Origin of the sequence: Labedella gwakjiensis (assembly GCF_003014675.1) — a bacterium.
Lineage (GTDB): Bacteria > Actinomycetota > Actinomycetes > Actinomycetales > Microbacteriaceae > Labedella > Labedella gwakjiensis.
In genome coordinates this window covers 818,250-841,670 of record NZ_PYAU01000001.1, presented here as the reverse complement: position 1 = coordinate 841,670, position 23,421 = coordinate 818,250, and the positions used below count along the sequence as shown (strand labels likewise).

General features: G+C 69.5%; 24 protein-coding genes. 16 read left to right on the top strand and 8 right to left on the bottom strand.

The features are described from left to right. Window positions 1-17 precede the first annotated feature (17 nt). The 6 genes from CLV49_RS03920 (at window position 18) to CLV49_RS03895 (ending at window position 6,409) form a co-directional block, all read left to right on the top strand. Entirely contained in the window at window positions 18-980 is a 963-nt protein-coding gene (locus tag CLV49_RS03920; RefSeq protein WP_106562365.1) for an ABC transporter permease, read from the top strand. After that, a complete protein-coding gene (locus tag CLV49_RS03915) occupies window positions 977-1,879 on the top strand; it encodes an ABC transporter permease (protein WP_106562364.1) in 903 nt (300 codons plus the stop codon). Before CLV49_RS03920 ends, CLV49_RS03915 begins: the two co-directional genes overlap by 4 nt. After that, window positions 1,869-3,068 (top strand): M24 family metallopeptidase, encoded by a 1,200-nt coding sequence (locus CLV49_RS03910; RefSeq protein ID WP_106562363.1) that lies wholly within the window; start codon window positions 1,869-1,871, stop codon window positions 3,066-3,068. Before CLV49_RS03915 ends, CLV49_RS03910 begins: the two co-directional genes overlap by 11 nt. A 49-nt stretch (window positions 3,069-3,117) precedes the next feature. Beyond that, window positions 3,118-4,023, top strand: a complete 906-nt coding sequence (locus tag CLV49_RS03905) for an alpha/beta fold hydrolase (RefSeq protein ID WP_106562362.1) — start codon at window positions 3,118-3,120, stop codon at window positions 4,021-4,023. After that, entirely contained in the window at window positions 3,957-5,030 is a 1,074-nt protein-coding gene (locus CLV49_RS03900) for an Lrp/AsnC family transcriptional regulator (protein WP_106562361.1), read from the top strand. Before CLV49_RS03905 ends, CLV49_RS03900 begins: the two co-directional genes overlap by 67 nt. A 77-nt stretch (window positions 5,031-5,107) precedes the next feature. Continuing rightward, window positions 5,108-6,409, top strand: coding sequence for an ATP-dependent DNA helicase (locus CLV49_RS03895; RefSeq protein WP_106562360.1), 1,302 nt, complete (start codon window positions 5,108-5,110; stop codon window positions 6,407-6,409). Window positions 6,410-6,427: 18 nt separating this feature from the next. Here the strand turns inward: CLV49_RS03895 and CLV49_RS03890 are convergent, their stop codons facing one another. Together CLV49_RS03890 and CLV49_RS03885 are read right to left on the bottom strand one after the other, a co-directional pair. Continuing rightward, window positions 6,428-6,958 carry a hypothetical protein gene (locus CLV49_RS03890; RefSeq protein ID WP_127054521.1) on the bottom strand — a complete coding sequence of 177 codons (531 nt, stop codon included), beginning with the start codon at window positions 6,956-6,958 and terminating at the stop codon, window positions 6,428-6,430. Window positions 6,959-7,028: 70 nt separating this feature from the next. Next, the gene (locus CLV49_RS03885) at window positions 7,029-7,445 is read right to left on the bottom strand and encodes a DUF4383 domain-containing protein (RefSeq protein ID WP_106562358.1); all 417 of its coding nucleotides are present in this window, start codon (window positions 7,443-7,445) and stop codon (window positions 7,029-7,031) included. A 350-nt stretch (window positions 7,446-7,795) separates the two neighbouring features. Here CLV49_RS03885 and CLV49_RS03880 point away from each other — a divergent pair, with 350 nt between their 5' ends. Continuing rightward, the gene (locus CLV49_RS03880; protein ID WP_106562357.1) at window positions 7,796-8,995 is read left to right on the top strand and encodes a serine hydrolase domain-containing protein; all 1,200 of its coding nucleotides are present in this window, start codon (window positions 7,796-7,798) and stop codon (window positions 8,993-8,995) included. A 60-nt stretch (window positions 8,996-9,055) separates the two neighbouring features. Further along, complete coding sequence (locus tag CLV49_RS03875) at window positions 9,056-10,426, top strand: L-serine ammonia-lyase (protein WP_106562356.1); 1,371 nt, start codon at window positions 9,056-9,058, stop codon at window positions 10,424-10,426. On the opposite strand, the gene CLV49_RS03870 is transcribed toward CLV49_RS03875, so the two are convergent. After that, a complete protein-coding gene (locus CLV49_RS03870; protein ID WP_106562355.1) occupies window positions 10,413-11,351 on the bottom strand; it encodes an AraC family transcriptional regulator in 939 nt (312 codons plus the stop codon). The two genes, CLV49_RS03875 and CLV49_RS03870, sit on opposite strands and share 14 nt — an antisense overlap. A 123-nt stretch (window positions 11,352-11,474) precedes the next feature. Here CLV49_RS03870 and CLV49_RS03865 point away from each other — a divergent pair, with 123 nt between their 5' ends. The 6 genes from CLV49_RS03865 (at window position 11,475) to CLV49_RS03840 (ending at window position 16,791) form a co-directional block, all read left to right on the top strand. Continuing rightward, a complete protein-coding gene (locus tag CLV49_RS03865; protein WP_106562354.1) occupies window positions 11,475-12,254 on the top strand; it encodes an SDR family NAD(P)-dependent oxidoreductase in 780 nt (259 codons plus the stop codon). Continuing rightward, window positions 12,251-13,075, top strand: coding sequence for an SDR family NAD(P)-dependent oxidoreductase (locus CLV49_RS03860; RefSeq protein ID WP_106562353.1), 825 nt, complete (start codon window positions 12,251-12,253; stop codon window positions 13,073-13,075). Before CLV49_RS03865 ends, CLV49_RS03860 begins: the two co-directional genes overlap by 4 nt. Continuing rightward, window positions 13,072-13,845: an SDR family oxidoreductase gene (locus CLV49_RS03855; RefSeq protein WP_106562352.1), complete on the top strand. Its 774-nt coding sequence runs from the start codon at window positions 13,072-13,074 to the stop codon at window positions 13,843-13,845. Before CLV49_RS03860 ends, CLV49_RS03855 begins: the two co-directional genes overlap by 4 nt. Beyond that, on the top strand, window positions 13,842-15,722 hold the full coding sequence (gene nhaA / locus CLV49_RS03850) for a Na+/H+ antiporter NhaA (protein WP_106562351.1): 1,881 nt from the start codon (window positions 13,842-13,844) through the stop codon (window positions 15,720-15,722). Before CLV49_RS03855 ends, nhaA begins: the two co-directional genes overlap by 4 nt. A 103-nt stretch (window positions 15,723-15,825) precedes the next feature. Then, complete coding sequence (locus tag CLV49_RS03845; RefSeq protein ID WP_106562350.1) at window positions 15,826-16,344, top strand: DinB family protein; 519 nt, start codon at window positions 15,826-15,828, stop codon at window positions 16,342-16,344. Window positions 16,345-16,392: 48 nt separating this feature from the next. Further along, the gene (locus tag CLV49_RS03840; RefSeq protein WP_208019907.1) at window positions 16,393-16,791 is read left to right on the top strand and encodes a DUF5997 family protein; all 399 of its coding nucleotides are present in this window, start codon (window positions 16,393-16,395) and stop codon (window positions 16,789-16,791) included. Window positions 16,792-16,829: 38 nt separating this feature from the next. On the opposite strand, the gene CLV49_RS03835 is transcribed toward CLV49_RS03840, so the two are convergent. The 4 genes from CLV49_RS03835 to CLV49_RS18265 form a co-directional block, all read right to left on the bottom strand. Beyond that, complete coding sequence (locus tag CLV49_RS03835; RefSeq protein ID WP_106562348.1) at window positions 16,830-17,705, bottom strand: LysM peptidoglycan-binding domain-containing protein; 876 nt, start codon at window positions 17,703-17,705, stop codon at window positions 16,830-16,832. Window positions 17,706-17,791: 86 nt separating this feature from the next. Further along, entirely contained in the window at window positions 17,792-18,652 is an 861-nt protein-coding gene (locus CLV49_RS03830; protein WP_106562347.1) for an alpha/beta fold hydrolase, read from the bottom strand. Window positions 18,653-18,758: 106 nt separating this feature from the next. Further along, window positions 18,759-19,349, bottom strand: a complete 591-nt coding sequence (locus CLV49_RS03825) for a DoxX family protein (protein WP_243696774.1) — start codon at window positions 19,347-19,349, stop codon at window positions 18,759-18,761. A gap of 49 nt (window positions 19,350-19,398) precedes the next feature. Further along, a complete protein-coding gene (locus tag CLV49_RS18265) occupies window positions 19,399-19,539 on the bottom strand; it encodes a hypothetical protein (protein WP_158261898.1) in 141 nt (46 codons plus the stop codon). Between the two features lie 174 nt (window positions 19,540-19,713). Between CLV49_RS18265 and pflB the strand changes: the two genes are divergently transcribed. Both pflB and pflA read left to right on the top strand, forming a co-directional pair. Further along, window positions 19,714-22,017 carry a formate C-acetyltransferase gene (gene pflB, locus CLV49_RS03820; RefSeq protein WP_106562346.1) on the top strand — a complete coding sequence of 768 codons (2,304 nt, stop codon included), beginning with the start codon at window positions 19,714-19,716 and terminating at the stop codon, window positions 22,015-22,017. 9 nt (window positions 22,018-22,026) lie between these two features. Further along, a complete protein-coding gene (pflA, locus tag CLV49_RS03815; protein ID WP_243696775.1) occupies window positions 22,027-22,833 on the top strand; it encodes a pyruvate formate-lyase-activating protein in 807 nt (268 codons plus the stop codon). 25 nt (window positions 22,834-22,858) lie between these two features. Here pflA and CLV49_RS03810 read toward each other — a convergent pair whose 3' ends face one another. Then, window positions 22,859-23,368 (bottom strand): hypothetical protein, encoded by a 510-nt coding sequence (locus CLV49_RS03810; protein WP_106562344.1) that lies wholly within the window; start codon window positions 23,366-23,368, stop codon window positions 22,859-22,861. Between the last annotated feature and the right edge of the window lie 53 nt (window positions 23,369-23,421).

Genomic DNA, 23,421 nt, shown 5'->3' with positions numbered 1-23,421 from the left:
ACAGGAGAGTCGCCCGCGTGTCCATCGCCCTGTTCGTCCTTCGCCGATTCGGCCGGGGGATCCTCACGATCTGGTTCGCCGTGACCGTGACCTTCCTCCTCCTCCGGCTCCTGCCGGGGGACCCGGCGCTCGCCGTCGCGAGTCCGAACATGACCGACGAGACGCGGGCGGCTCTCCTCGAGCAGTACGGCCTCGATCAACCGCTGCTCACCCAGTACATGCTCTACCTCGGGCGCCTGCTCCAGGGAGACCTCGGGACGTCGTTCACACAGTCGATCCCCGTGCTCGACGTGCTCCTGCAGCGGCTGCCCTGGACGCTCCTGCTCACGGCGACCGCGCTCGTGCTGACCGTCGTGGTCGGCATCCCGCTCGGCGTCCTCGCCGCCTCGCACAAGGGCGGCATCCTCGACCGCGTCGTCCAGGTCGTCGGGGTCACGGGTCAGTCGCTCTTCGTGCCGAGCGTCGGCATCGTCCTCCTCCTCGTCTTCGGGCTCAATCTCGGGTGGTTCCCGATCGGGGGCGCCTACACGGACGGGGTCTACGGAACCGAGTGGTACGTGTCCGTGCTCACCCACCTCGTCCTCCCGGCCGTCTCGCTCACGCTCATCCAGCTCGGATCGTACGTGCTCACGATGCGCGCGACGCTCATCGACGCCCTCGGCGACGACTATGTGACGCTCGCGAAGGCGAACGGCCTCTCTCCACGCCGTATCCTCTGGAAGCACGCCCTCCGCAACGCGCTCCTACCGGCGACGACGCTCATCGGCCTGCAACTCGGCTTCCTCGTCGGCGGTGCGGTGCTGACGGAGACGGTGTTCGCCTACCCCGGCATCGGACGCGGGATCTACGAGGCCGTCACGCAGCTCGACTTCCCGGTGCTCCAGGGAGCCTTCCTCCTGCTGGCCGTCACCGTCGTCGCGGCCAACACCCTCACCGACATCGCCTACGGATTCCTCGACCCGAGAGTGAAGACCTCATGACCGCACCCCTTCCCGAGTCCGCGCTCGTCGACACCACGATCGAGCCGGCGGCGACGGGCGCGACGCGAGCGAGTCGAGCCACGTGGCGGGCGTTCCGCCGCATGCCGCTCGGCATGGTCTCGCTCGGCATCCTCCTCGCGCTCCTACTCGTGAGCGTGCTGGCCCCGCTCCTCGCCCCGTACCCGGCGGGCTACGGTTCCGACGTGCTGCGTCCGCCGAGCGCCGGCAACGTCTTCGGCACCGACTCCCTCGGCCGCGACGTGTACGGGGAGGTGGTGTGGGGGACCCAGCAGTCCGTCCTCGTCGCTCTCGCCGCCTCCGCGATCGCGATCGCCTTCGGCACGGTCGTCGCCGTGATCGGGGCGTACGTTCCGCGGCTCGACACCATCATCTCCGTCGTCGTGGATCTCACGCTCTCGCTCCCGGTGCTCCCGCTCATGATCCTCATCGCCGCACTCGTCGGGCCGAGCACCTCGACGATCATCCTCGTCGTCGCGGCGTTCTCGTGGCCGGAGGTCACCCGCCTCGTGAGGTCTCAGGCTCTCGCCGTCGTGAAGCTGCCGTACGTCGACGCCGCGCGGCTGATGACACGGAATCACGGGTGGATCCTCGGTCGACACGTCGTCCCGGCGGTGACGCCGGTCATCGTCGTGTCGGTCGTGGTCACGGCGTCCCGCGCGGTGCTGTCCGCCGCCGGGCTCGCTTTCCTCGGCCTGGGCGACCCGACGACGTGGTCGTGGGGACGCATCCTCTACGAGGCGCAGCAGTCCGGCGCGATGGTGAGCGCGTGGTGGCTCACGCTCTTCCCCTCGCTCGCGATCCTCGCCCTCGTGCTCTCCGCCACCCTTCTCTCGATCGCGTACAACGACGCACGGAATCCGAGGAATCATGCCCGCTGATACCCGCGCGGCCCCGTTCGAGCAGCGGCTCGACCCGGCCGTCTTCCACCGCATCCGCGAACGCGTCCAGACGGCGCTCGCCTCAGAGGGCCTCTCCGCGATCCTCACGGACGACCCGGAGGACGTCGCCTACCTGACCGGCTTCTTCCACCACCCCGGCGAGCGTCCCGTCGCCGTCCTCCTGCGCGACGACGGACGCATCCTCCTGCTCGTCCCCGAGCTGGAACGCCAACACGCGGAGGAGCAGCACGCGCAGGCCGAGATCGTCACGTTCGCGGAGTACCCGGGGCTCGAGTCGCCGTTCGCGCCCCTCGCCCGGGCGGTCGGACCGCTGCGCGGCCGTGTCGGCGTGACGACTCTCGTCACGCATCACCGACTCGATCTCGCGAGCGCCGCGTTCGACGACGTCGAATGGGCACCGACCGAACTCGTGACGCGAGCACGGGCCATCAAGCTGCCCGAGGAGATCGTGTTGCACCGCGAAGCGGCCCGCATCACCGACCGCATGCTCGAGGCGGGGGTCGCGCTCGTCGCCGACGCCGTCGCAGCCGGCGGCCGACTGCCGAGCGAGCAGGAGCTCGCCGGGCACGTCGGTTCCGTGGGGATCGGGACGATGTACGCCGAGCACCGCGACGTCGTCGTGGTGTCGTTCCTCGCGGGCGGCCTCGTCTACGCAGGGGCGAATTCGGCGATCCCCCACGGGCTGCCGTCCTCCTACAGGCTCTCACCGGGAGACACGTTCATGCTGTCCCTCGGATGCGCCGTCGGAGGTCGCTTCGTGGAGGGGGAACGCACCTTCGTCCTCGGCGAGCCGAGCGACGAGCAGCGGCGCTACCACGAGACGGTCCGCCTCGCCCAAGCCGAAGGCTCCCGGGCGATCGCGCCGGGCGTACGCTGCGCCGACAGCAACGCCCGTTGCCTCGACGTGATCCGCGACGCCGGTCTCGGGCGGTACCTGCGCCACCGGCAGGGGCACGGGATCGGCCTCGGGATGCACGAGCCGCCCTGGCTCGAGGACGGCGACCGCACGCTCCTCGAGCCCGGCATGATCGTGTCGAACGAACCGGGTCTCTACGTCCCGGGCCACGCGGGGTACCGGATCAGCGACAGCATGCTCGTGACCGAGGACGGTTCGGAACCGCTCACGGTCTTCCCCCGCGACCTCGCTTCCTGCACGATCCCCGTCTGACCGCTCCATCGCACACCGTTCCACGCACGACCCACCGGAAGGACCCACCATGACCGAGAACGTCTCAGCCGAGTTCGCGAAGGCCACGAGCGAGGCGCAACGCGTCGTCATCAACGGCAACGAGCTCGCCGTAGAGGTGCTGGGACCGGAGGGCGCCCCCGTGATCCTGACTCACCACGGTGCGCCGGGGCTCGGGTCGCGGGCCGAGCCGCGCGCGAGCTTCGGCCGCCTCGCCGACGAGTACCGCGTCGTCGTGTTCGACGCGCGGGGGAGCGGCGAGAGCGAGGGCTCCGGTGTCTTCAGCCACGAACAGTGGGCGGCAGACCTCGACGCCCTCCGCGAGTGGGCGGGCGCCGAGACCGTCGCGATCGCCGGGGGGTCCTACGGCGGCTTCATGGCGATGGAGTACGCGACCCGCTACCCGGACCGTGTCGCCGCGATCGTGCTGCGCGACACCTCGCCGGACAATGGCAACGCGCACCTCGCCCGGGAGAACGCGCTCGCCTCCGACCGCGTCACCATCGACATGGAGAAGTTCGACCGCATCGACGAGGGGCGCGTGCGCGACGACGAGGACCTCAAGGACTGCTGGCGCGAGATCCTCCCGCTCTACGACTTCACCTACGATCCCGAGGCGACGGAGCGCAAGGTCGAGGCCACTCCCTACCGGTTCGAAGCCCACAACTACGCGTTCTCCACCAATCTCCCGAACTACGACCTGAAGCCGCTGCTCCCGTCCATCACGGCCCCCGTGCTCATCACGGTGGGGCGGACCGATTGGATCACGCCGGTATCGTGTAGCCAGACCATCGCCGACCTGGTGCCCGGGTCGCGGCTCGTGATCTTCGAGCACTCGGGGCACTCGCCGCAGATCGAGGAGGCCGAGGAATGGACGAAGACCGTTCGCGGCTTCCTGCACGAGGTCTACCCGGCGACCCGCTCGGCGAGCGTGTGAACCCCAACGCCCTCGACCGTCTCACCGACCTCGACAAGCGCATCGTCGTCGCCATGCAGCGAGACGGGCGCGCCTCGTGGCGGGCGATCGCCGAGGCCGTCGGGGGAACGGTCGCGACCGTCACACGTCGCGGCCAGCAGCTGCTCGCCTCCGGTGTGGTTCGTGTCGCCGCCGTTCCGGCGCTCGGCGCATACGGCGCCTATGACTCGTTCTTCATCCGCATCACGTGCCGCCCCGGTATGCAGATGGCCGTGGCGGAGCAGCTCATCGCGCAACGCGACGTGCGGTTCTGCACCGTCGTGACCGGCAACTACGACATCATGGCCGAGCTCGTCGTGCGGGGCGGAGCCACCCACTTCCCGCAGCTGATCGAGGACCTGCAGGGTATCGACGGCGTCGCCCAGTGGCGCAGCGACCTCATCATGCACGTGTACAAGGTGAGTTTCGACTGGGGGCGTCAGCTCTACGGCGAACGCATCGAGGGCGAGGCGGAGGAGCTCGAACCGGAGCAGGCCGAGACGTGCAGCCCCGAGCACTTCGACGAGGCCGACCTCGAGATCCTCGCGGCCCTCCGCGAGGACGGCCGCGAGACGTTCCAGCACGTCGCCGACCGGGTCGGTCTCAACGAGTCGAGCGTGCGTCGCCGCTTTGAGCGCATGCGCGCTGCCCGCTGCGTCGACATCCTGACGCTCGTGCCGTCTGCCGCACTCGGGATGGGGGCAGAGACGCTCATGACGGTGCGGGTGGCGCCCGCGCGACTGGACGCGGTGGCCCGGGAGCTCGCGCGTTACCCGTTCGTCCGGTACCTCGCGGCGATGCTCGATGAGAACGCGTTGCTGTGCGAGGTCATCACGCCGTCGGTCGCCGAGTTGTACCGCTTCATCACGGAGTCGCTCTCCCATCTCGACGGCGTCGAAGGCTGGAGCGCCAACATGGAGTTGCTGTACCTGAAGCGTGGATTCGTCGAGACCCCGTGGTGGCGAGGGCAGGTCGCGCTGGCGCGGTAGCCACTCTGGTCCGATGCGCGCGTTAAGATCTGAGGGGCCGTGGAGCGGCCGATCGCGCGACGGACGGAGGGGTGAGCGTGGAGACGGTGCCCCTCTCGGCGGAGCAGCAGGACGTCTTCGACATGATCGAGACGACCATGGACCATGTCTTCGTGACCGGCCGGGCCGGAACCGGCAAGTCGACGCTCCTCAACCACCTGTCGTGGAACACGTCGAAGCAGATCGTCATCGCCGCGCCGACGGGAGTGGCGGCCCTCAACGTGGGCGGACAGACGATCCATTCGCTGTTCCGGCTCCCCATCGGCGTGATTGCCGACCACCCGATCGATCAGAACCCGCAGCTGCGCAAGCTGCTGAACGCGATCGAGACCCTCGTCATCGACGAGATCTCCATGGTCAACGCCGACCTCATGGACGCGATGGACCGCAGTCTCCGCCAGGCGCGCCAGCGGCCGCTCGAATCGTTCGGCGGCGTGCAGGTGGTGATGTTCGGCGACCCGTATCAGCTCGCCCCGGTGCCGGGCGACGGCGACGAGCGCGCGTACTTCGAGGACACCTACCGGTCGATGTGGTTCTTCGACGCCAAGGTCTGGCAGCAGGCCGATCTGCGCATCGTCGAGCTCCGCGAGATCCACCGCCAGCACGACGAGGACTTCCGCTTCATGCTCAACGCCGTGCGCCACGGGCAGGTGACGGCTGAGATCGCCGGCATCCTCAACTCGACGGGCGCCCGCACCCCGCCGGACGAGGGCGTCATCACCCTCGCCTCGCGGAACGACGCGGTGACCCGCATCAACAAGCTCGCGCTCGACAAGCTGCCGGGACGCGCGCTCACGGCCGATGCCGAGGTGAGCGGCGACTTCGGCGGGCGCAACTTCCCCGCGGAGGAGGCGCTCGCGCTCAAGGTGGGGGCCCAGGTGATGTTCCTCCGCAACGACACGGCGGGGGAGGGCGGCATGCGCTGGGTGAACGGCACGATCGGCACCGTCACCCGGATCCAGGGCAACGTGCGCGTGGACGTGGACGGTGAGGAGTTCGACGTCGAGCCCGCCACGTGGGAGCGCTACCGGTACAGCTACTCCGCCACGACGAAACAGCTGAAGCGCGACATCGTCGCCGAGTTCACCCAGTTCCCGTTGCGGTTGGCCTGGGCCGTCACCATCCACAAGAGCCAGGGCAAGACGTACGACAGCGCGATCGTCGATCTCGGCCAGCGCGCGTTCAGCCCCGGCCAGACGTACGTGGCGCTCTCTCGACTCACGTCTCTCGACGGTCTCTACCTGTCGAGGCCGTTGCGGCCGTCGGACATCATCGTGGACGAGAACGTGCGGCGGTTCATGGCCGACGTGCGGAAGGCGCGGCCCCAGGCGCAGGACTGACCCGCCTCGAGGTCGGGGTCAGTGCCCGGCGTGCTCCTCGATGTCGAGGCCGGGTACGTCGTGCGACCCGTGCGGCTCGGCGAACTGGCCGGCCCAGGTGCCCGACAGGGCGGGCGTCACGATCCCCGCGACGATCGCTGCGGACGCCGCGAGGGTCCCGATGAACCGCCACGGGTGCTCCTCGTCGGCGGCCCGCGCCGGAACCACGTTCGTGCGCGCCGACCGGACCGTGGTGAGCACCACGACGACGGCGACGGCGACGGTGAGGAGCGATGCGGCGGCGAGAGGCCCGAGGGGCAGGCTCGACCCGGCGCCGACGCCGATGACGACGGTCCACACGGTGAGCGGGAGGAGGAGGACGCCGAGGAAGACACGTGCTGCCGGGACGCGCTCGAGACGGAGGACCGCGACGGCCCAGCCGATCTCTGCGACGCCGACGGCGACGAACACGGCGAGGAGGGGGAGGGGGGACCCCGCCCCCACGGCGAGGTGGACGAGTCCGGCCCCGAGGGTCGCGACCGCGACGAGCGTGTTCAGATTCGTGGGCACCGGACCGTCCACCTCCTCTCGTGATGCTGGTGCTGGTGCTGGTGCTGGTGCTGGTCGCGCGACGCCCGAGCTACGCGGCCGCGGTACGCGGGCTGCCGGCGCGCTTGTCGGCTCCGAGCCCGGCGCCCAGGAGGATGATCGCGCTTCCGAGGTGCAGGAAGTGGTCCGGCGTGTTGAGCGCGAGGATGTTGAGTGCCGTGCCCACGAGGAAGAAGCCGACGATTCCGAGCAGGAGGTAGATGACGCCGACGGTCGCGTTGACCGTCTTCGCCGCCGCGACCCCGGAGAGCCCGCCGATGAGGAGAGCCGACCCGATCAGGAGGTGCGCGATGTTGTGCAGGGGGTTCACCTCGAAGAGGCCGAGGAGGAGCCCGCCGTCGGTCGCGATGAAACCGGCTTCACCGCTCACGGTGAAACCGAGGATTCCGACGAGCAGGTAGACCGCGCCGAAGACGGTGGCGACGAGTCGATTCACTGATGTGCGCATGGTGTTTCCTCCGTGGTGCGGCCGCGTCCGGATGAACGCGGGGGTGGTGCTGTGGTGCGTGCCGACGGTGTGTCGTGGTGCTGACTGATGTTCGTGAGCCGACGTACGCCGGTTTGGTCGATCCTGGCAGTCCGCTCCCCATTGCGGTGTCCCCTACTCGGGCGGGACCACGGTGGGATAGCATCCTCGGTCGGCGCGTCGCGGATCATAGCGTGAGCTAACAGTGCGGTCACGACACCGGTTCGAGGGCCGGGCCGCCGGTAGAATCGTGCGGGTAGTCAAGCGGGGGAAGAGGCAACGTGCGAGTCGGATCCACAGTCGGACGGCGCCTTGTGGCGGCCACCGTCGCAATGGCACTTCTCGTGCTCGCCGGATGCTCGGACGATCGCTCGTCCTCGGTCGAGCTCCCGTCGCAGGCCGATTCGGCCCTGCCGAGCGACGTCACAACGCAGATCGACGACGCGGTGACGCGTGCGATGGGCCTCGCGGCGGCTCCCGGCGCGATCGTGGGGGTCTGGGCTCCCTGGTCCGGCTTCCACCTCGAGGCGTACGGCACGACGGAGGTGGGCGGCGACGAGCCGATGACCACCGACATGCACTTCCGCGCCGCGGCGACCACCAAGGCCATGACCTGCACCGTCCTCCTCGGGCTCGTGGACGACGGCCGCGTGGCCCTCGACGACCCGGTGAGCGACTACGTCGGTACGGTGGGAATCGAGGGGATCACTCTGGGGCAGTTGTGCCAGAGCACGTCGGGACTCGGCAATTTCCGCGCCACCTTCCAGAACGACTTCGTGAACAACCCCACGAGGCCCTGGGTCGACGAGGAGCTCGTCTCCGACGGCATCGCCCGCTCGGGCGACGCCGCTCCGGGCTCGGCGTACGCGGGCAACGACACGGGCTACGTGCTGCTCGGGATGGCGCTCGAGCGCATCGGCGGTACGTCGCTCTCGAACCTCTACAACCAGTACGTCTTCGATCCGATCGGTATGAGCGAGTCGCGGTTCCCGTCCGCGTCGACCACGACGCTCCCCGCCCCCGCTCCGCACGGCTACCAGGTCGTAGGGGGCGACTGCGCGGCGCCTCGTGACGTCAGCGAGCTCTCCCCGTCCATGCTCGGGGCGGCCGGCGGAGTGGTGACGACGGCAGACGACCTGCGTCGATTCGCGCAGGCGTTCGCGTCGGGAGCCCCGTTCTCCGATGCGACGGCCACGAAGCAGTGGGAGACGGTGCCGCTCGGTGGTGACACCCCCACCTGGCAGAGCTACGGCTTCGGCGGATACCAGTACGGCACGATGCGCGGACAGTTCGGCGACATCCCCGGATTCGCGACAGCCGCCTTCAGCGACCCGACCACGGGCCTCACGGTCGTCGTGATGCTCAACGCGTCGACGGCGCGCACGCAGCTCGTCAGCGCGCTCGCCCTCGAGTTGGCCTCCTATGCCTCCACCGCTGCCGCCTCTGGCGACAACACGGTGCCGGAGCCGTCGCTCCCGTGGTCGGCCGAGCAGATGCAGCAGCAGTCCGCCGATGTGGCCGTCTGCCAGTAGCGGGGGATCACCTACCCTGGAGGGGATGACGGAGAGGCCGTCCGGCTCGGAGTCGCGACCATGGTGTTGAGTGTGTTCGACCTGTTCAGCGTCGGGATCGGGCCGTCGTCCTCGCACACGGTCGGGCCGATGCGAGCGGCCAGGCGTTTCGTCGTCGGTCTCGGAGACGACGGCCTGCTGGAGCAGTGCGCGCGTATCCGCGCCGAGCTGTTCGGCTCGCTCGGTGCCACGGGTCACGGCCACGGTTCGGAGAAAGCCGTGCTCCTCGGCCTCGAAGGCGAGGAGCCCGAGACCGTCGAGACCCGCACGGCGGACGAGCGGGCTGCGGCGGTCCGTGCCGACGGAGCGATCACGCTCCTCGGCGGTCACCGGATCCCGTTCGGCGAGGACGACCTGGTCATGCACCGGCGGAGATCCCTTCCGGCTCACCCCAACGGCATGAGCTTCGCCGTGTGGGACGCGGACGGAGCGCTTCTCCGCGAACGCATCTTCTACTCCGTCGGCGGAGGGTTCGTCGTCGACGAGGCGGCCGTGGGCGCCGATCGTGTGGTCGTGCGCGACGACGATGTGCCCTACCCGTTCACGACAGGCGCGGATCTGCTCCAGCACTGCGCGCGTTCCGGCCTGTCCATCAGCGACGTCATGCTCGCGAACGAGCTCACGTGGCGCAGCGAGGAGGAGGTGCGCGCGGGTCTTCTCTCCATCTGGAAGACGATGCAGGACTGCGTGGCGGCGGGTTGCACCACCACCGAGACGACGCTGCCCGGTGGGCTTCGGGTGCCGCGGCGCGCGCCCCGACTCTTCCACCAGCTGTCGACCGAGGCCGCGGATGGCGAACCGAACCCGATGGAGTGGGTGAACCTGTTCGCTCTCGCCGTCAACGAGGAGAACGCGTCGGGTGGGCGCATCGTCACCGCACCCACGAACGGGGCAGCCGGGATCGTGCCGGCCGTGCTGCACTACTACACGCGGTTCGTACGCGGTGCGGACGACGACGGTGTCGTGCGGTTCCTTCTCGCCGCGGCGGCCGTCGGCATCCTCTTCAAGGAGAACGCATCGATCTCGGGTGCCGAGGTGGGGTGCCAGGGCGAAGTGGGGTCCGCGTGCTCCATGGCCGCCGGCGGACTGTGCGAGGTGCTCGGCGGCACGCCGGCGCAGGTGGAGAACGCGGCCGAGATCGGGATCGAGCACAACCTCGGTCTCACGTGCGACCCGGTCGGCGGTCTCGTCCAGATCCCCTGCATCGAGCGGAACGCGATCGCGAGCAACACCGCGGTGAACGCCGCCCGCATCGCGCTCCGCGGCGACGGAGTTCACAAGGTGTCACTCGACAAGGCGATCAAGACGATGCGCGAGACGGGCGCGGACATGAAGGTGAAGTACAAGGAGACCTCGCGCGGCGGGCTCGCCGTCAACGTCATCGAGTGCTGAGGGAGCGCGTCGAGTCTGATCGCTTCTCGTCCGCCGCGGAGTGGTCGCGTAGCGACGCGACGTCCTCACTCGGCGATGCACCGAACTGCCGTCGGTATTCCCGACTGAACTGCGAAGGGCTCTCGTAGCCGACGGCATAAGCCGTCGCCCCGATGTCACCAGGGCTTGCGAGGAGTCGGAGTCGTGCCTCCTGCAGTCGGATGCTCTTCTGATACTGGATCGGGCTCATCGAGGTCACGGCATGGAAGGCCCGGTGGAACGCTGATGGGCTCATCCGGGCGAGATCGGCGAGTTCGTCGACGCGGAGAGACTCGGTGAAGTGGTCGCGCATCCATCGAACGACGTGACGAACCCGGCTGAGACTGCTGTCCGCGAGCCCGAGTTGCCGAATGGTCGCGCCCTGTTCGCCCGACATGATCAGCCAGAGGATCTCTCGCTCGATCATCGGTGCGAGGACGGGGATGTCGTCGGGATGGTCGAGAAGTCGCAGCATGCGGACCGTGGCGTCGAGCAGTCGCGGCGAGACGGTTCCGACGGCGATCGCCGGGGGTGAGGATTCCCCTCGAGCAGGTCGGGTGAACCGTGCGGCGGAAGCGCTCAGCATGAGCTCCGCGATGACCTCGGGGCGCAGCTCCAGCCCGAATCCGAGTGCGGGGTGATCCGGAGACGCGTCCATGAAGCGTCCTGAGACGGGGAGGTCGACGGACGCAACGAGATACTGGCCGGCTCCGTAGTCGTGGACCGTCGTTCCGACCGAGAGCCGTTTCGTGCCCTGTGCAACGACGGCCAGGACGGTCCCGGTGGTCGACTCGTCCTGCGAACCGCTTTCGTCCATCCGCGACACGAGGACGCCGGGGATGGCCGTCGGGCTGATCCCGCCGGGGGCATGGCGCATGACGAGAGTGCGGAGGTCATCGATCGACATAGGAGCAGTGAATCAAGATCGACGGGACCGTCGCACCGATTTCTCGCAGAAGCGGCAGGATCGGGCAAGGAGTCGCTCCTTTTCCCCTACCTCCGTCTGCGCGGTCGGCTGTTGGCTGGACGCATGAACGAGAACACGAAGAACAAGAAGGTCGTCGTCATCACCGGGGCGAGCTCCGGTATCGGTCGCGCGGCCGCCGTCGAGATCGCCAACCGCGGGATGGGGGTCGTCGTCACGTACAACGCACGTCCGGAGGGAGCCGAGAGAACCGTCGCTGCGATCCACGAGGCGGGAGGTGACGCCGTCGCCCTCGCGCTCGACATCAGTCGGAGCGACACCTTCCCCGCGTTCCGGGAGAGGCTCGAAGGGGCGCTCGAGCGCGAATGGGGAACGACCCGCATCCATGCACTCGTGAACAACGCGGGCTTCGGCGGCGGCCGGGGTTTCGAGGAGATGACGGACGACGCCTTCGACGAGTACTACCGGGTACTGCTTCGGGGACCCTACTTCCTCACCCAGGCTCTCCTGCCGCTCATCGAGGACGGCGGCGCGATCGTGAACACGTCGAGTAGCGCAGCGAGGCCGGGCGAGGCCGAACCCGGCTATTCGGGTTACGCCGCGATGAAGGGCGGCCTCGTGGTCGCGACCCGTTACCTCGCGAAAGAGCTGAGCGGCCGTTCCATCCGCGTCAACTCCGTCGCTCCCGGGCCGACGCGGACCCGTCTCGGAGACAACGCCTTCGAGCGGTTCCCGGAGGTCATCGACGGCCTCGCCGCGAAGACCGCTTTCGGACGGATCGGCGAATCCGTGGATGTCGGCAAGGTCATCGCCTTCCTCGTCACGGACGACTCCGCGTGGATCACCGGCCAGGACATCGAGGCGTCCGGGGGCTACGGGCTGTGAGCGACGGATTCCGGACCGTCGTGCTGACGGGTGCGACCAGCGGCATCGGCGAGGAGACGGCGGTCCGTCTCGCGTCGATGACCGGGACCCTGGTGCTTCTCGGGGTCGAATCCGATCAGGAGGCGGCTCCCGTCCTCGAGCGGATCCGCCGCGCGGGCTCCGCCGACGTCCACTACGTGCGAGTGGACTTCACGCGCCTCGCCGAGGTCGTCGTCGCGGCACATCGGGTGATGTCGCTGGTGCCCGCGATCGACCTGCTCGTCAACGACGCCGGTGTGCCCGGCCTCCCCGAACGCACCATCACGCCGGACGGGTTCGAGCGGACGCTCCAGGTCAACGCGCTCGCGCCCGCTCTCTTCACCCGCCTCCTCGTGCCGGCCCTCGCCGAGAACGCCAGGATCGTCAACGTCGGCTCGTCAGCCCACCGTGTGGAGCGATTCCACTTCGACGACATCGATCTCGGGCGCCACTACGGTCCGATCGCCGCCTACGCGCGGTCGAAACTGGCGATGGTGACGTGGTCGTCACTCCTCGCGCAGGAGGAGGCTGGGACGTCCACCACCGTCGTCACCCTCTGCCCCGGGCTCAACGACACCCCGCTCAGTGCGGCGATGACCGGGGGAGTCGGCGGCCCGCCGTCCGAAGGCGCCGCGCGAGTACTGTTCGCCGCCTCGGCAGCCGTCGGCTCCGGGTCATACCTCGAGGGCGACCGGGTCGTGGCACCGAGCCCCGACACGATGGACCCGTCGAACCGCGACCGGCTGACACGCCTCTATGCGAGCAGGCTCGTTCCGTTCGTCACGGCGGGATCCACCCGATGAGCGACGGCGCCCCCGTCGGGGCTCTCACCGGGCGCGTCGCCGTGGTCTTCGGTGCGACGGGCTGGATCGGGAGCGCCATCTGCTCCGAGCTCGTCCGTTCCGGGGCGAGCGTCATCATGGTGGGACGTGACCGTGGCCGTCTCGACGACATGCACCGGCGTCTCGGTGGCGGCGATCGGATCATGCCGGCCGTCGCCGACGTCACCTCGCCCCTCGACGTCGACGACATCCGACGCGACGTCCTCGCCCGGTTCGGACGCGTCGATCTCCTGGTCGTCTCCTCCGGTGTGATCAGCAGCTCGTCCTTCGAGGACGGTGTTCCGGCCGATTGGGCCGAGATGATCGACGTGAATCTCCGTGGGCTGCTGCACGCCTCGCAGACCTTCGCCGAGTCCCTGCTGGCTGTCGCCGGACAGGGAGCACCGGCGGACATGGTGCTGATCGGATCCGTCGAGACCGACCCCCACACCCCTCGCTTCGCGGTCTTCAACGCCGTGTCGGCCGCGATCAAGCAGCTCGCCAGGACGCTGAGGTCCGAGTACGGCACCCGCGGGATGCGCGTGCACATCGTCGAACCGGGATTCGGCGTCGACCAGGGTCCGATGGGCCCCGACGAGCCCGCGTCGCCGGGGTCCAGCCCTCGTCCTCGGGAGTCGTCGCCCGTCACGCCCGAGACCATCGCGTCCGTCGTCGCCCTCTCGGCGGGACTGCCGCCCGGCGCGAATCTCGCGGAGGTCCTTCTCCTGCCGATGCGGACGATGCCGGCATGAGCGTCAGGACGTCCCCGCCGCCCTCCGCGCCGGAGCGCCGTCCGGTGCGGGATGTAGGCCGGCTGCTGCGTCGGCTGCGAGACGCGCCCGATGCCCTTCGCGGGGCGCTCGTCCTGCTTGCCGCCACCGTCGTCGCCCTCGTATGGGCCAACCTGCCGAGTTCGACGTACGAGTCGTTCCGGCATGTCCCGCTCGGTGTGGAGGTCGGCTCCTTCTCCTTCGAGCTGGACCTCCTCCACTGGGTCAACGACGCGCTCATGGCGCTCTTCTTCGCCCACGTCACGCTCGAGGTCCGACGAGAGCTCGAGCTGGGCGAACTGCGCGACATGCGTCGAGCGAGTGTGCCGCTCATCGCTGCCGTCGCGGGACTCATCGTTCCTGCTCTCGTCTACATCGCCATCACATGGGGGACAGGGGCGGTCGCCGGATGGGGCGTCGTGGTCTCGACGGACACGGCGTTCGTCCTCGGCCTGCTCGCCCTCGTGGGCCGCGCCATGCCGCCGGCTCTCCGGATCTTCCTCGTGACGCTCGCCGTCGCCGACGATGTGGGAGCCCTCGCCGTCATCGCTTTCGCATACACAGAGCGCTTCACGCCCGCTCCTCTCCTGCTGGTCGCACTCGGGCTCGGGATCATCGTCGTGATGCGTTTCGGGCGGGTATGGCGCAGCGCCCTGTATCTCCTCCCATCGGTTGTCGTCTGGGTCGGCCTCCTTCTGTCCGGCATCCACGCCACCCTCGCCGGCGTCGCGATCGCTCTCCTGCTGCCGATCTTCGCCACCCGGTTCGACGACCTCCGGAAGGCGCAGGACCAGGTCAGAGCGTTTCAGATGACCCCGACCGCGAGCTACGCACGCTCGGCCGAGAACTCCCTCGCGCGCGCCGTCTCGGTCAACGAGCGTGCTTACACGGCTCTCTCGCCGTACGTCACGTGGCTCATCCTCCCCGTGTTCGCTCTCGCCAACGCGGGAGTCCGGATCACTCCGGATTCGCTCGCCGATGCGTTCACGTCGAGGCTCACATGGGGGATCATCATCGGTCTCGTCGTCGGCAAGTCCGTCGCGATCACCGTCACGACCGTGGTCGTGACACGCATCCGTCCCGACGCACTCGGGCCGTCGCTCCGCATTCCGCATGTCCTCGGCGTCGGTCTGCTCTCCGGTATGGGATTCACGATCTCCCTCTTCGTCACCGAACTCGCCTTCGATGACCCCGCCGATGTGAGCCGTGCCCAGATCGGCGTCATCGCCGCCACCACGATCGCGGCACTCCTCGGTGCACTCGCCTTCGCGGTGATGAGCGGGAGGGAACGCCGCCGGTTCCCGCACCGGGACCGTCTGCTCCGTCCGTTCGACCCGTCGCGCGATCCGGTGCTGGGGGACCCGACGACCGCCGTGATCGCCGTGGTGGAGTACGGGAATTTCGCGACCCCGTTCTCGCCGGCGGCGACCGAGATGCGTCGTGAGATGCTCGCCCGCTTCGGACACGACGTCTGCCACACCGTCCGTCATCTTCCGCTCGAGGAACCCTACGGTCGCACCGCGGCGCTCGCCATAGAAGCCGCGGCCCTCCAAGGGCGCTTCTGGGAGATGCGTGACGCGCTCATCGCGGAGGCGCCGATCCGGACCGACCGCGACATCCGACGCGCGGCAGCCGCGGCAGGGCTCAACCTCCGACGGTTCGAGAGCGACGTGTCCGGAGAAGGACGGGGTCACCGTGTCGACGAGGACGTCGCCGATGCATCGGCGATGCACATCACCAGGGCCCCGACGTTCTACATCGATGACGTCCGCTACGACGGAGCGATCGACGCCGACTCCGTCAATGCCGCTGTCGCCGCGGCGCTCGCTGCGGCCAGAGCCGGTCGGTCGACTGCGTAGACGTGATCAGTCGAGTGGCGCTCCCGCACGTGGCGGGATGTCGCGCGCACCTGGCCGTTCCGGGTCTCGCGACGCGCCGCTTCCCGCCGATAGCGTCTGACCCATGCCGATCGTTCCCGACACGAAGAACTGGACCTGGGTGCTCGAGAGGCCGTGCGCGGAGTGCGGTTTCGACCCCGAGGGGGCCTCCTTCCGCGACGTCCCCGCCCGCATCCGCGCGAACGCCGCGGCGTGGCCCGCCGTCCTGAGCCGACCGGACGCGCGCGAACGTCCGGACGACGCGACGTGGTCGCCCCTCGAATACGGTGCCCACGTGCGCGACGTGTTCCGCATCTACGACGGCCGCTTCCGCCTCATGCTCGCGGAGGACGGCCCGTCCTTCCCCGACTGGGATCAGGATGCGACGGCGATCGACGACGACTACGCGTCGCAGGACCCGCACGCCGTTGCCGACGAGCTCGTGGCGGCGTCGGAGGTGGTCGCGCGCACCATCGAGGAGGTGCCGGACGAGGCACTCGGCCGCACCGGTCTGCGCAGCGACGGCTCCCACTTCACGGTCGAGACGCTCGCGCTCTACTTCGTCCACGATCCGGAGCACCACCTGCACGACGTCGTCGGCTGAGCGAGGGGATAGCCTGGGGTCGTGAGTGCGCAGAAGAAGACCCAGACGATGAAGCCGGAGACGGCAGCCAAGAAGCTCGGGATCTACCTGCCCGCCGCCCCGACCGAGTTCCAGGAGGGTCCGCTGACGCGCGACGACCTCCTCGAGCTGCAGTCGAACCCGCCGGAGTGGCTGCAGGAGCTCCGCCGCACCGGTCCCCACCCGCGCGCCGAGGTGGCGCGCAAGCTCGGGGTCTCCAATTCTGGTCTCGCTCGCGCCGACGCGCCCGACGTGCTCACGACGGCCGAGATCAAGGCGCTCCTCGAGGAGATGCCCGAGTGGCTCGTGACCGAGCGTGCGACGTTCGCCGCCGTCCGCGAGGACGCGGCTCGCACAGCCGAGAAGAAGGCAGAGAAGGCGGAGAAGGCCGAGAAGGCCGTGAAGGCCGAGAGGGCATCGCGCGCCTGACCTGCTGAGCCCCCGTCGGGTCTCCTCGGGCAGCAGTCCTAGCGGCCGTCCTTCGTGAGGTTGAGGCGCTCGCCGGCGATGAGGATCTCCGGGCCCGTGGAGGTGTCGTTCTGCCTCGCCGGGTTGAGGAAGAGCAGATCCTGCGCGCTGATGCCGAAGCGAGCGGCGACGGCGTCGAGGGTGTCGTTCGGTGCGACGACGTAGGCGACGGGTGCGCCGTCATGGATGCTCGTCTCGCCCGTGGCGCCGTCGGCGGCCGGGCCGTCCGTCACCTGGAGGTCCGGTCGGACGTCCGGCATGGACCACTCGAAGTCGGCGTGCACGGCGACGGGGAAGCGGCAACCGTTCTCATCCGGGGTCTCCGAGGCGGCGTCGAGGATGATGAGGGAGTCGTTCCAACTGGGGTCGAGGTCGCTCGACCACGAGTTCTGATCGGGGAACGGGTTGCCGAAGGCGAGAGTGCCCGCGCCGTCGGCGATGTCGAAGCTCGCGATCGGATCGCCGCCCCACGAACCCATGCAGGGAGACGTTCCGCTGTTGGGTTCGGCCACCATGCGGAACTGCGTGGGATCGGAGAACTGCTCGGGCAGCACGAGATCCCGGATCTCCAGGGTCCACTCGAAGGCGGTGGCGCCCACCTTCGTTCCCGGGGCGTGCACGACGTCGACGGTGCCCGAGACGTCGTAGACGTCGGACTCGAACGTGGCCGTCCCGACGACGGTCCCCGCGGGGATCTCGACAGCCGGGGCCTCCGGTGTCGCGGCGACGTCCACGGTGTCGGCCGTCGCGTCCGGGGACGCGGCGACCTCACTCGCGGTCGTGCCGGTCGAGCACGCGCTCGACGCTGCGGTGAGGAGGACGATGAGTCCGACACCGATCGCTCGGACCCTTCGCGTGCGTGATGTCGCCGGCATCCCCGTCCCCCTGTCGTCGGGCCGACGCTATCAGGGGATCGGGCATCGTCGCGAGCACTCGAGCGGGGGTCGTCGCCGCGAGACGGCTATCGAGGTGCGGCGTTCTCGAGAATCCAGTCGAAGGCTGCGGGGATCGCGTCGAGCACGCCGATGTGGCCGTCGTGGTGGCGCCACCAGGCCTCGCCGTTCGGCAGGTGGTCGGCCAACCACCGTCCGTGCGCGAGCGGCACCACGCGGTCGTCGCCGCCCTGGACGACGAGCGTGGGGACGCGGATGTCCGACACGTCGAATCCCCACGGTGTGGTGAAGGCGACGTCGTCGTCGACGAGCCCGCCGAGCCCCGCCGGACCCTGCGCGGCGGCCACCCCGACATCCGCGCCCAGTGCGCTCCACCGTGCGTCGAGGGCGGCGTAGTCGGCGTCGTTGAAGCTCGACGGCTCGAACTCCGCGGTCTCCTCGAAGGCCTCCCGGGCGCCACGACCCCCCTCAGCCGCGGCGCGGACCGCGCCGGTGTCGGCCATGCCGGCGTACCAGTCGAGGCCGTCGGCGTCGAACGGGGCGATGCCCGCGAGGGCGACGACCGCCGTGACCCGGGAGGGGAGAAGCGCGGCGCACGCGAGGGCGTGGGGGCCTCCGCCCGATGCGCCCACGACGGCGAAGCGTCCCACGTCGAGCGCATCGGCGATCGCGGCGACGTCGGCGGCTGCCGACGCCACGTCGCGTCCCGGGTTCGGCGTCGACCCGCCGTAGCTCGGCCGTCCGTACGACAGCAGCCGGATCCCTCGGGACACCGCCGCGTCGAGGACGGGCGCGAGGGGTGCACCCGTCTGCGGTGATCCGTGGTGCCACAGCACAGTGACGACGGGGTCCGCGGTGAGGGCGTCGCCGCCGTCGTGGGCGCGGAGGACCCGTCCGTCGCGAGTCCGCACATCCGTGGAGGTCGTCATCGTCCCAGGCTAGGACGGCGACACCTCTGCGACCAGGCCGGGATGACGGAACGGTGCCGCCGGGAGTGATCCCGGCGGCACCGCCCCCGTCCGACCCGGCGCGGGGTCAGACGAGCCAGCGCTGAGCCTTGACGAGGGGGAGGCTCTTCCACCATCCGCCGAGACCCCAAGTGTCTCCGGCGGCGGTCGCGGCCACCACGATCAGGGCGAGTGCGTAGATGATGTGGTAGTCGACGAGAGGGTTCGTCGAGGCGGCGTACGCCGCGAACGGCCACTCGGCGATGTACATGAGGAGCATCATCGCGGTGCCCGCGACGGCGCTGATCCGCAGGCCGACGCCCGCCATGACCGCCACACCGATGCCGAGCATGCCGGCCATGAAGAGCCAATCGGTGAGGGGCGTCGCGAGGCTCGCGAAGAAGCCCTTGAACGGTCCGGTCACGCCCTCGCTCATGAGGAAGCCCTGCGCCGGCGCCCCGCCGTTGATCCACGCCCGCTCGACCGGGGTCGAGAAGCCGAGACCGAACGTCTTGTCGAGGAACGCCCACAGGAAGATGAAACCGGTCGCGAGGCGGAGAACGGCGAGGCTGCGGCGACCGGTGGTGGTCGTCACGATGCTCTTCTCGGCGGCGAGCGCCCGCGGTTCGAGCGGAGCCGTCCGGGGGGTGGTGCTCAAACGGTGGGCTGTGGCGGTCATGATGCTGTTCCTTCCAGAGGTCGTGCGATGGGTGTCGTTCTCGGTGTCTTCAGTGTTGCGAGCCGTCGTCCTCGGTCGTAGGGCCCAAGGTCCCGCGCCGTCGAGCCGAGGCCGCGGTGCGCGCGTCGAAGCGCTGCCGGAACGCTCGCTTGAGCGCGGTCCACTGTTCGTCGTCCACGTGCTTCTGCATGGTCGTCCTCCTCGTCTTTCGTCGTCTTTCGTCGTCTTTCCGTCATCGTCGATCGTGTTCGGTGCGTCACCGCGCGACGAGAGGCGAAGGTCCCTCGCCCGTCGCAGGGGAACCGCCGGGCGACGGGCCCAAAGTCCCTGGTCGGCGACTCCGCCGGGACCTACCGTCGGAACCATGACGATCAGCGACATCTCCCCTCACGACCTGCTCGGCCACCACTCCGGCGACACCGGTCCGGGCGATGACGACTCCGAGCGGCCGTGGCGGGGATTCGCGCCCGGTACCTGGACGGAGCGCATCGACGTGCGCGACTTCATCCAGCGGAACGTCTCGCCGTATACCGGTGACGCCGGATTCCTCGCCGGACCGACCGCGCGGACGCAGGCGGTGTGGGAGAGCGTCTCCTCGCTCTTCCCCGCCGAGCGGGAACGCGGCGTGCTCGACGTCGACACGACGACGCCATCGAGCATCACGGCGCACGCCCCCGGGTACATCGACCGGTCGCGGGAGATCATCGTGGGACTGCAGACCGATGCCCCGCTCAAGCGCGCCATCATGCCCTTCGGCGGGTGGCGACTCGTGGCGAACGCGCTCGAGACGTACGGCTACGACGTGCCGGCCGACCTCGAGACGGTGTTCACCCGCTACCGCAAGACCCACAACGACGGCGTCTTCGACGTCTACCCTCCGTCCGTGAAGAGGGCGCGCCACAGCCACCTGATCACGGGTCTCCCCGACGCCTACGGGCGCGGGCGCATCATCGGCGACTACAGGCGCGTCGCCCTCTACGGTGTCGACAGGCTGATCGCGGCGAAGCGCGAGGAGCGGGCAGAGCTCGACGGCCTGCCGTCGACCGAGGACGTGATCAGGGAACGGGAGGAGAACGCCGAGCAGATCCGTGCCCTGCGCGAGCTCATGACGATGGCCGCGTCCTACGGCTTCGACATCTCACGGCCCGCAGCGGACGCCGGCGAGGCGGTGCAGTGGCTCTACTTCGCCTACCTCGGCGCGGTGAAGGAGCAGAACGGCGCGGCCATGTCGTTCGGACGGAACACGGCGTTCCTCGACGTGTACCTCGAGCGGGACATCGCCGCGGGTCTCCTCGACGAATCGGCCGCGCAGGAGCTCATCGACGACCTCGTCATCAAGCTCCGCATCGTGCGCTTCCTCCGCACCCCCGAGTACGACGCCCTCTTCTCCGGCGACCCCACCTGGGTCACGGAGACCCTGGGCGGGATCGGGGAGGACGGCCGCCCGCTCGTCACGAAGACGGCCTTCCGCTTCCTCCAGACCCTGTACGACCTGGGGCCGGCGCCCGAGCCGAACCTCACGGTGCTGTGGTCGCCGGAGCTGCCGGAGGGGTTCAAGCGGTTCTGCGCTCAGGTGTCGATCGACACCTCGGCGATCCAGTACGAGTCCGACGCCCTCATCCGCGGGTCGTGGGGCGACGACGCGGCGATCGCGTGCTGCGTGTCACCGATGCGCGTGGGCAAGCAGATGCAGTTCTTCGGCGCCCGCGTGAACATCGCGAAGGCTCTGCTCTACGCCATCAACGGCGGGCGCGACGAGATCACGGGGGAACTCGTCGTCCCGGATCGCGAGCCCGTGCGGGGCGACGTGCTCGAGTACGACACCGTGTGGACCGCCTACCTCGACCTGCTCGAGTGGCTCGCGGACGTGTACATCGATGCGCTCAACTGCATCCACTACATGCACGACAAGTACGCGTACGAGCGCCTCGAGATGGCCCTGCACGACCGAGAGGTGCTCCGGACCATGGCGTGCGGGATCGCGGGCCTCTCCGTCGTCGTCGACTCGCTCTCCGCCATCCGCTACGCCCGGGTCACCCCGGTGCGCGACGATCGCGGGCTCGTCGTGGACTACCTCGTCGAGGGCGACTACCCCACCTACGGGAACGACGACGATCGCGCCGACGCCATCGCCGTGGAGGTCGTCGAACGGTTCATGACGATGCTGCGGACGCACCCCGCCTACCGTGGCGCCGTGCACACCCAGTCGGTCCTGACGATCACGTCGAACGTCGTCTACGGCAAGACGACGGGGAACACCCCGGACGGACGCCGCGCCGGCGCACCCTTCGCCCCGGGAGCGAATCCCATGAACGGCCGGGACACGCACGGCATGCTCGCGTCGGCGCTGAGCGTCGCGAAGCTGCCCTACGACTCGGCGCAGGACGGGATCTCCCTCACGACGACGGTCGTCCCGGCGGGCCTCGGCCGCACGCGGGAAGAGCGCACGACCAACCTGACCGGACTGCTCGACGTCTACATCGGCGCGGGCGGGTACCACCTGAACGTCAACGTGCTCACGCGCGAGACGCTCGTCGACGCGATGGAGCACCCGGAGGAGTACCCGCAGTTGACGATCCGCGTGTCCGGCTACGCCGTCAACTTCGTCCGCCTCACCCGTGAGCAGCAGGAGGACGTCATCAGCCGCACCTTCCACGGGTCGGTCTAGATCGTGGACGTGACGATCGGGACGGTCGGCTCGGTCTCCTCCGCCGACACCTCGGCGCGATCCCTCGAGCTCGCTGCTCGGCGCGCGGGGGAGGCCGGGATCGTGCACTCGTGGGAGCTCGTGACGGCCGTCGACGGCCCCGGAACGCGGATGACCCTCTTCCTCTCGGGATGCCCGATGCGCTGCCGATACTGCCAGAACCCCGACACGTGGCACATGCACGACGGGAGCCACACGAGCCTCGACGCGATCGTCGACCGGATCCGGCGCTACCGTGCGGTCTTCGAGGCGACGGGCGGGGGAGTCACCCTCTCCGGAGGTGAACCCCTCATGCAGCCGGCGTTCGTCGAGAGGATCTTCGCGGCCTGCCGCGAGCTCGGCGTGCACACGGCGCTCGACACGTCGGGAAACCTGGGCGCTCGCGCATCCGACGCGCTCCTCGACGACACCGCCCTCGTGCTGCTCGACGTGAAGTCGGGGATCCCGGAGATCTACGAGGACGTGACGACACGCGAGCTCGCCCCGACCATCGACTTCGGCGACCGCCTCGCCTCACGCGGGAACCGCATGTGGATCCGGTTCGTCCTCGTGCCCGGCCTCACCGACGCGTGGGACAACGTCGAGGCCGTCGCGGACATCGTCGCGCGGTGGTCGACGGTCGAACGCGTCGAGGTGCTCCCGTTCCACCAGATGGGGGCGTCGAAGTGGCGGCGGCTCGGCGTTCCGTACACCCTCGCGGACACGCGGGCACCCGACGACGCCTTGCTCGAGCGCGTGCGCGGGCAGTTCCGCTCCCGCGGCCTGACCGTCTGGTGATGTCCTTCGGTGCGGGTCCTCGCGACTATTCGGTCTTGAGCGCGGGGAGCGGTGCCGGCACGCTGAGGCCGTGCTCGCCGGCGCGCGCGAGCACGCTCACGGCCCGGACGGCGGGGTGCGCCACGCGCCAGCCTCCGACGATGAGGTGGCCGTAGCCGCTCCGTTCGAGCGCGAGACCCGCCACGGTGATCGCGTCCTCGGGGTTGTAGGCGAGGTGGATGCGCACGATGTCGCCGTGGGTGGCCGACGGCGCGTCCGTTGTGGCTGCATCGACCGTCGCGGCGTCGTCCTGCTCGTCGATCCGGGTCAGGCCGTGGAGGTCCGACGGGGCCGACGTGGGCGATCCGAGGTTGAAGCCGCCGAGGTGGAGGTCCGCGCCCACGCTGCGGACGCGCCCGGTGATCGTGTAGACGCCGTAGCGAGCCGACGCGATCGTGGCCCGCCAGCGCTCGCCTGCGGCCATCGAGGCCCGAGCCTCCTTGATCGGGCCGAGGGTGCGGCGCGCGGGAACGACGAATTCATCGAGGTCGGGCATGCGGTCAGTCTAGCCAGCGCTCGATCGGTGCCGAGGCGCCGGCCGACGGGCCG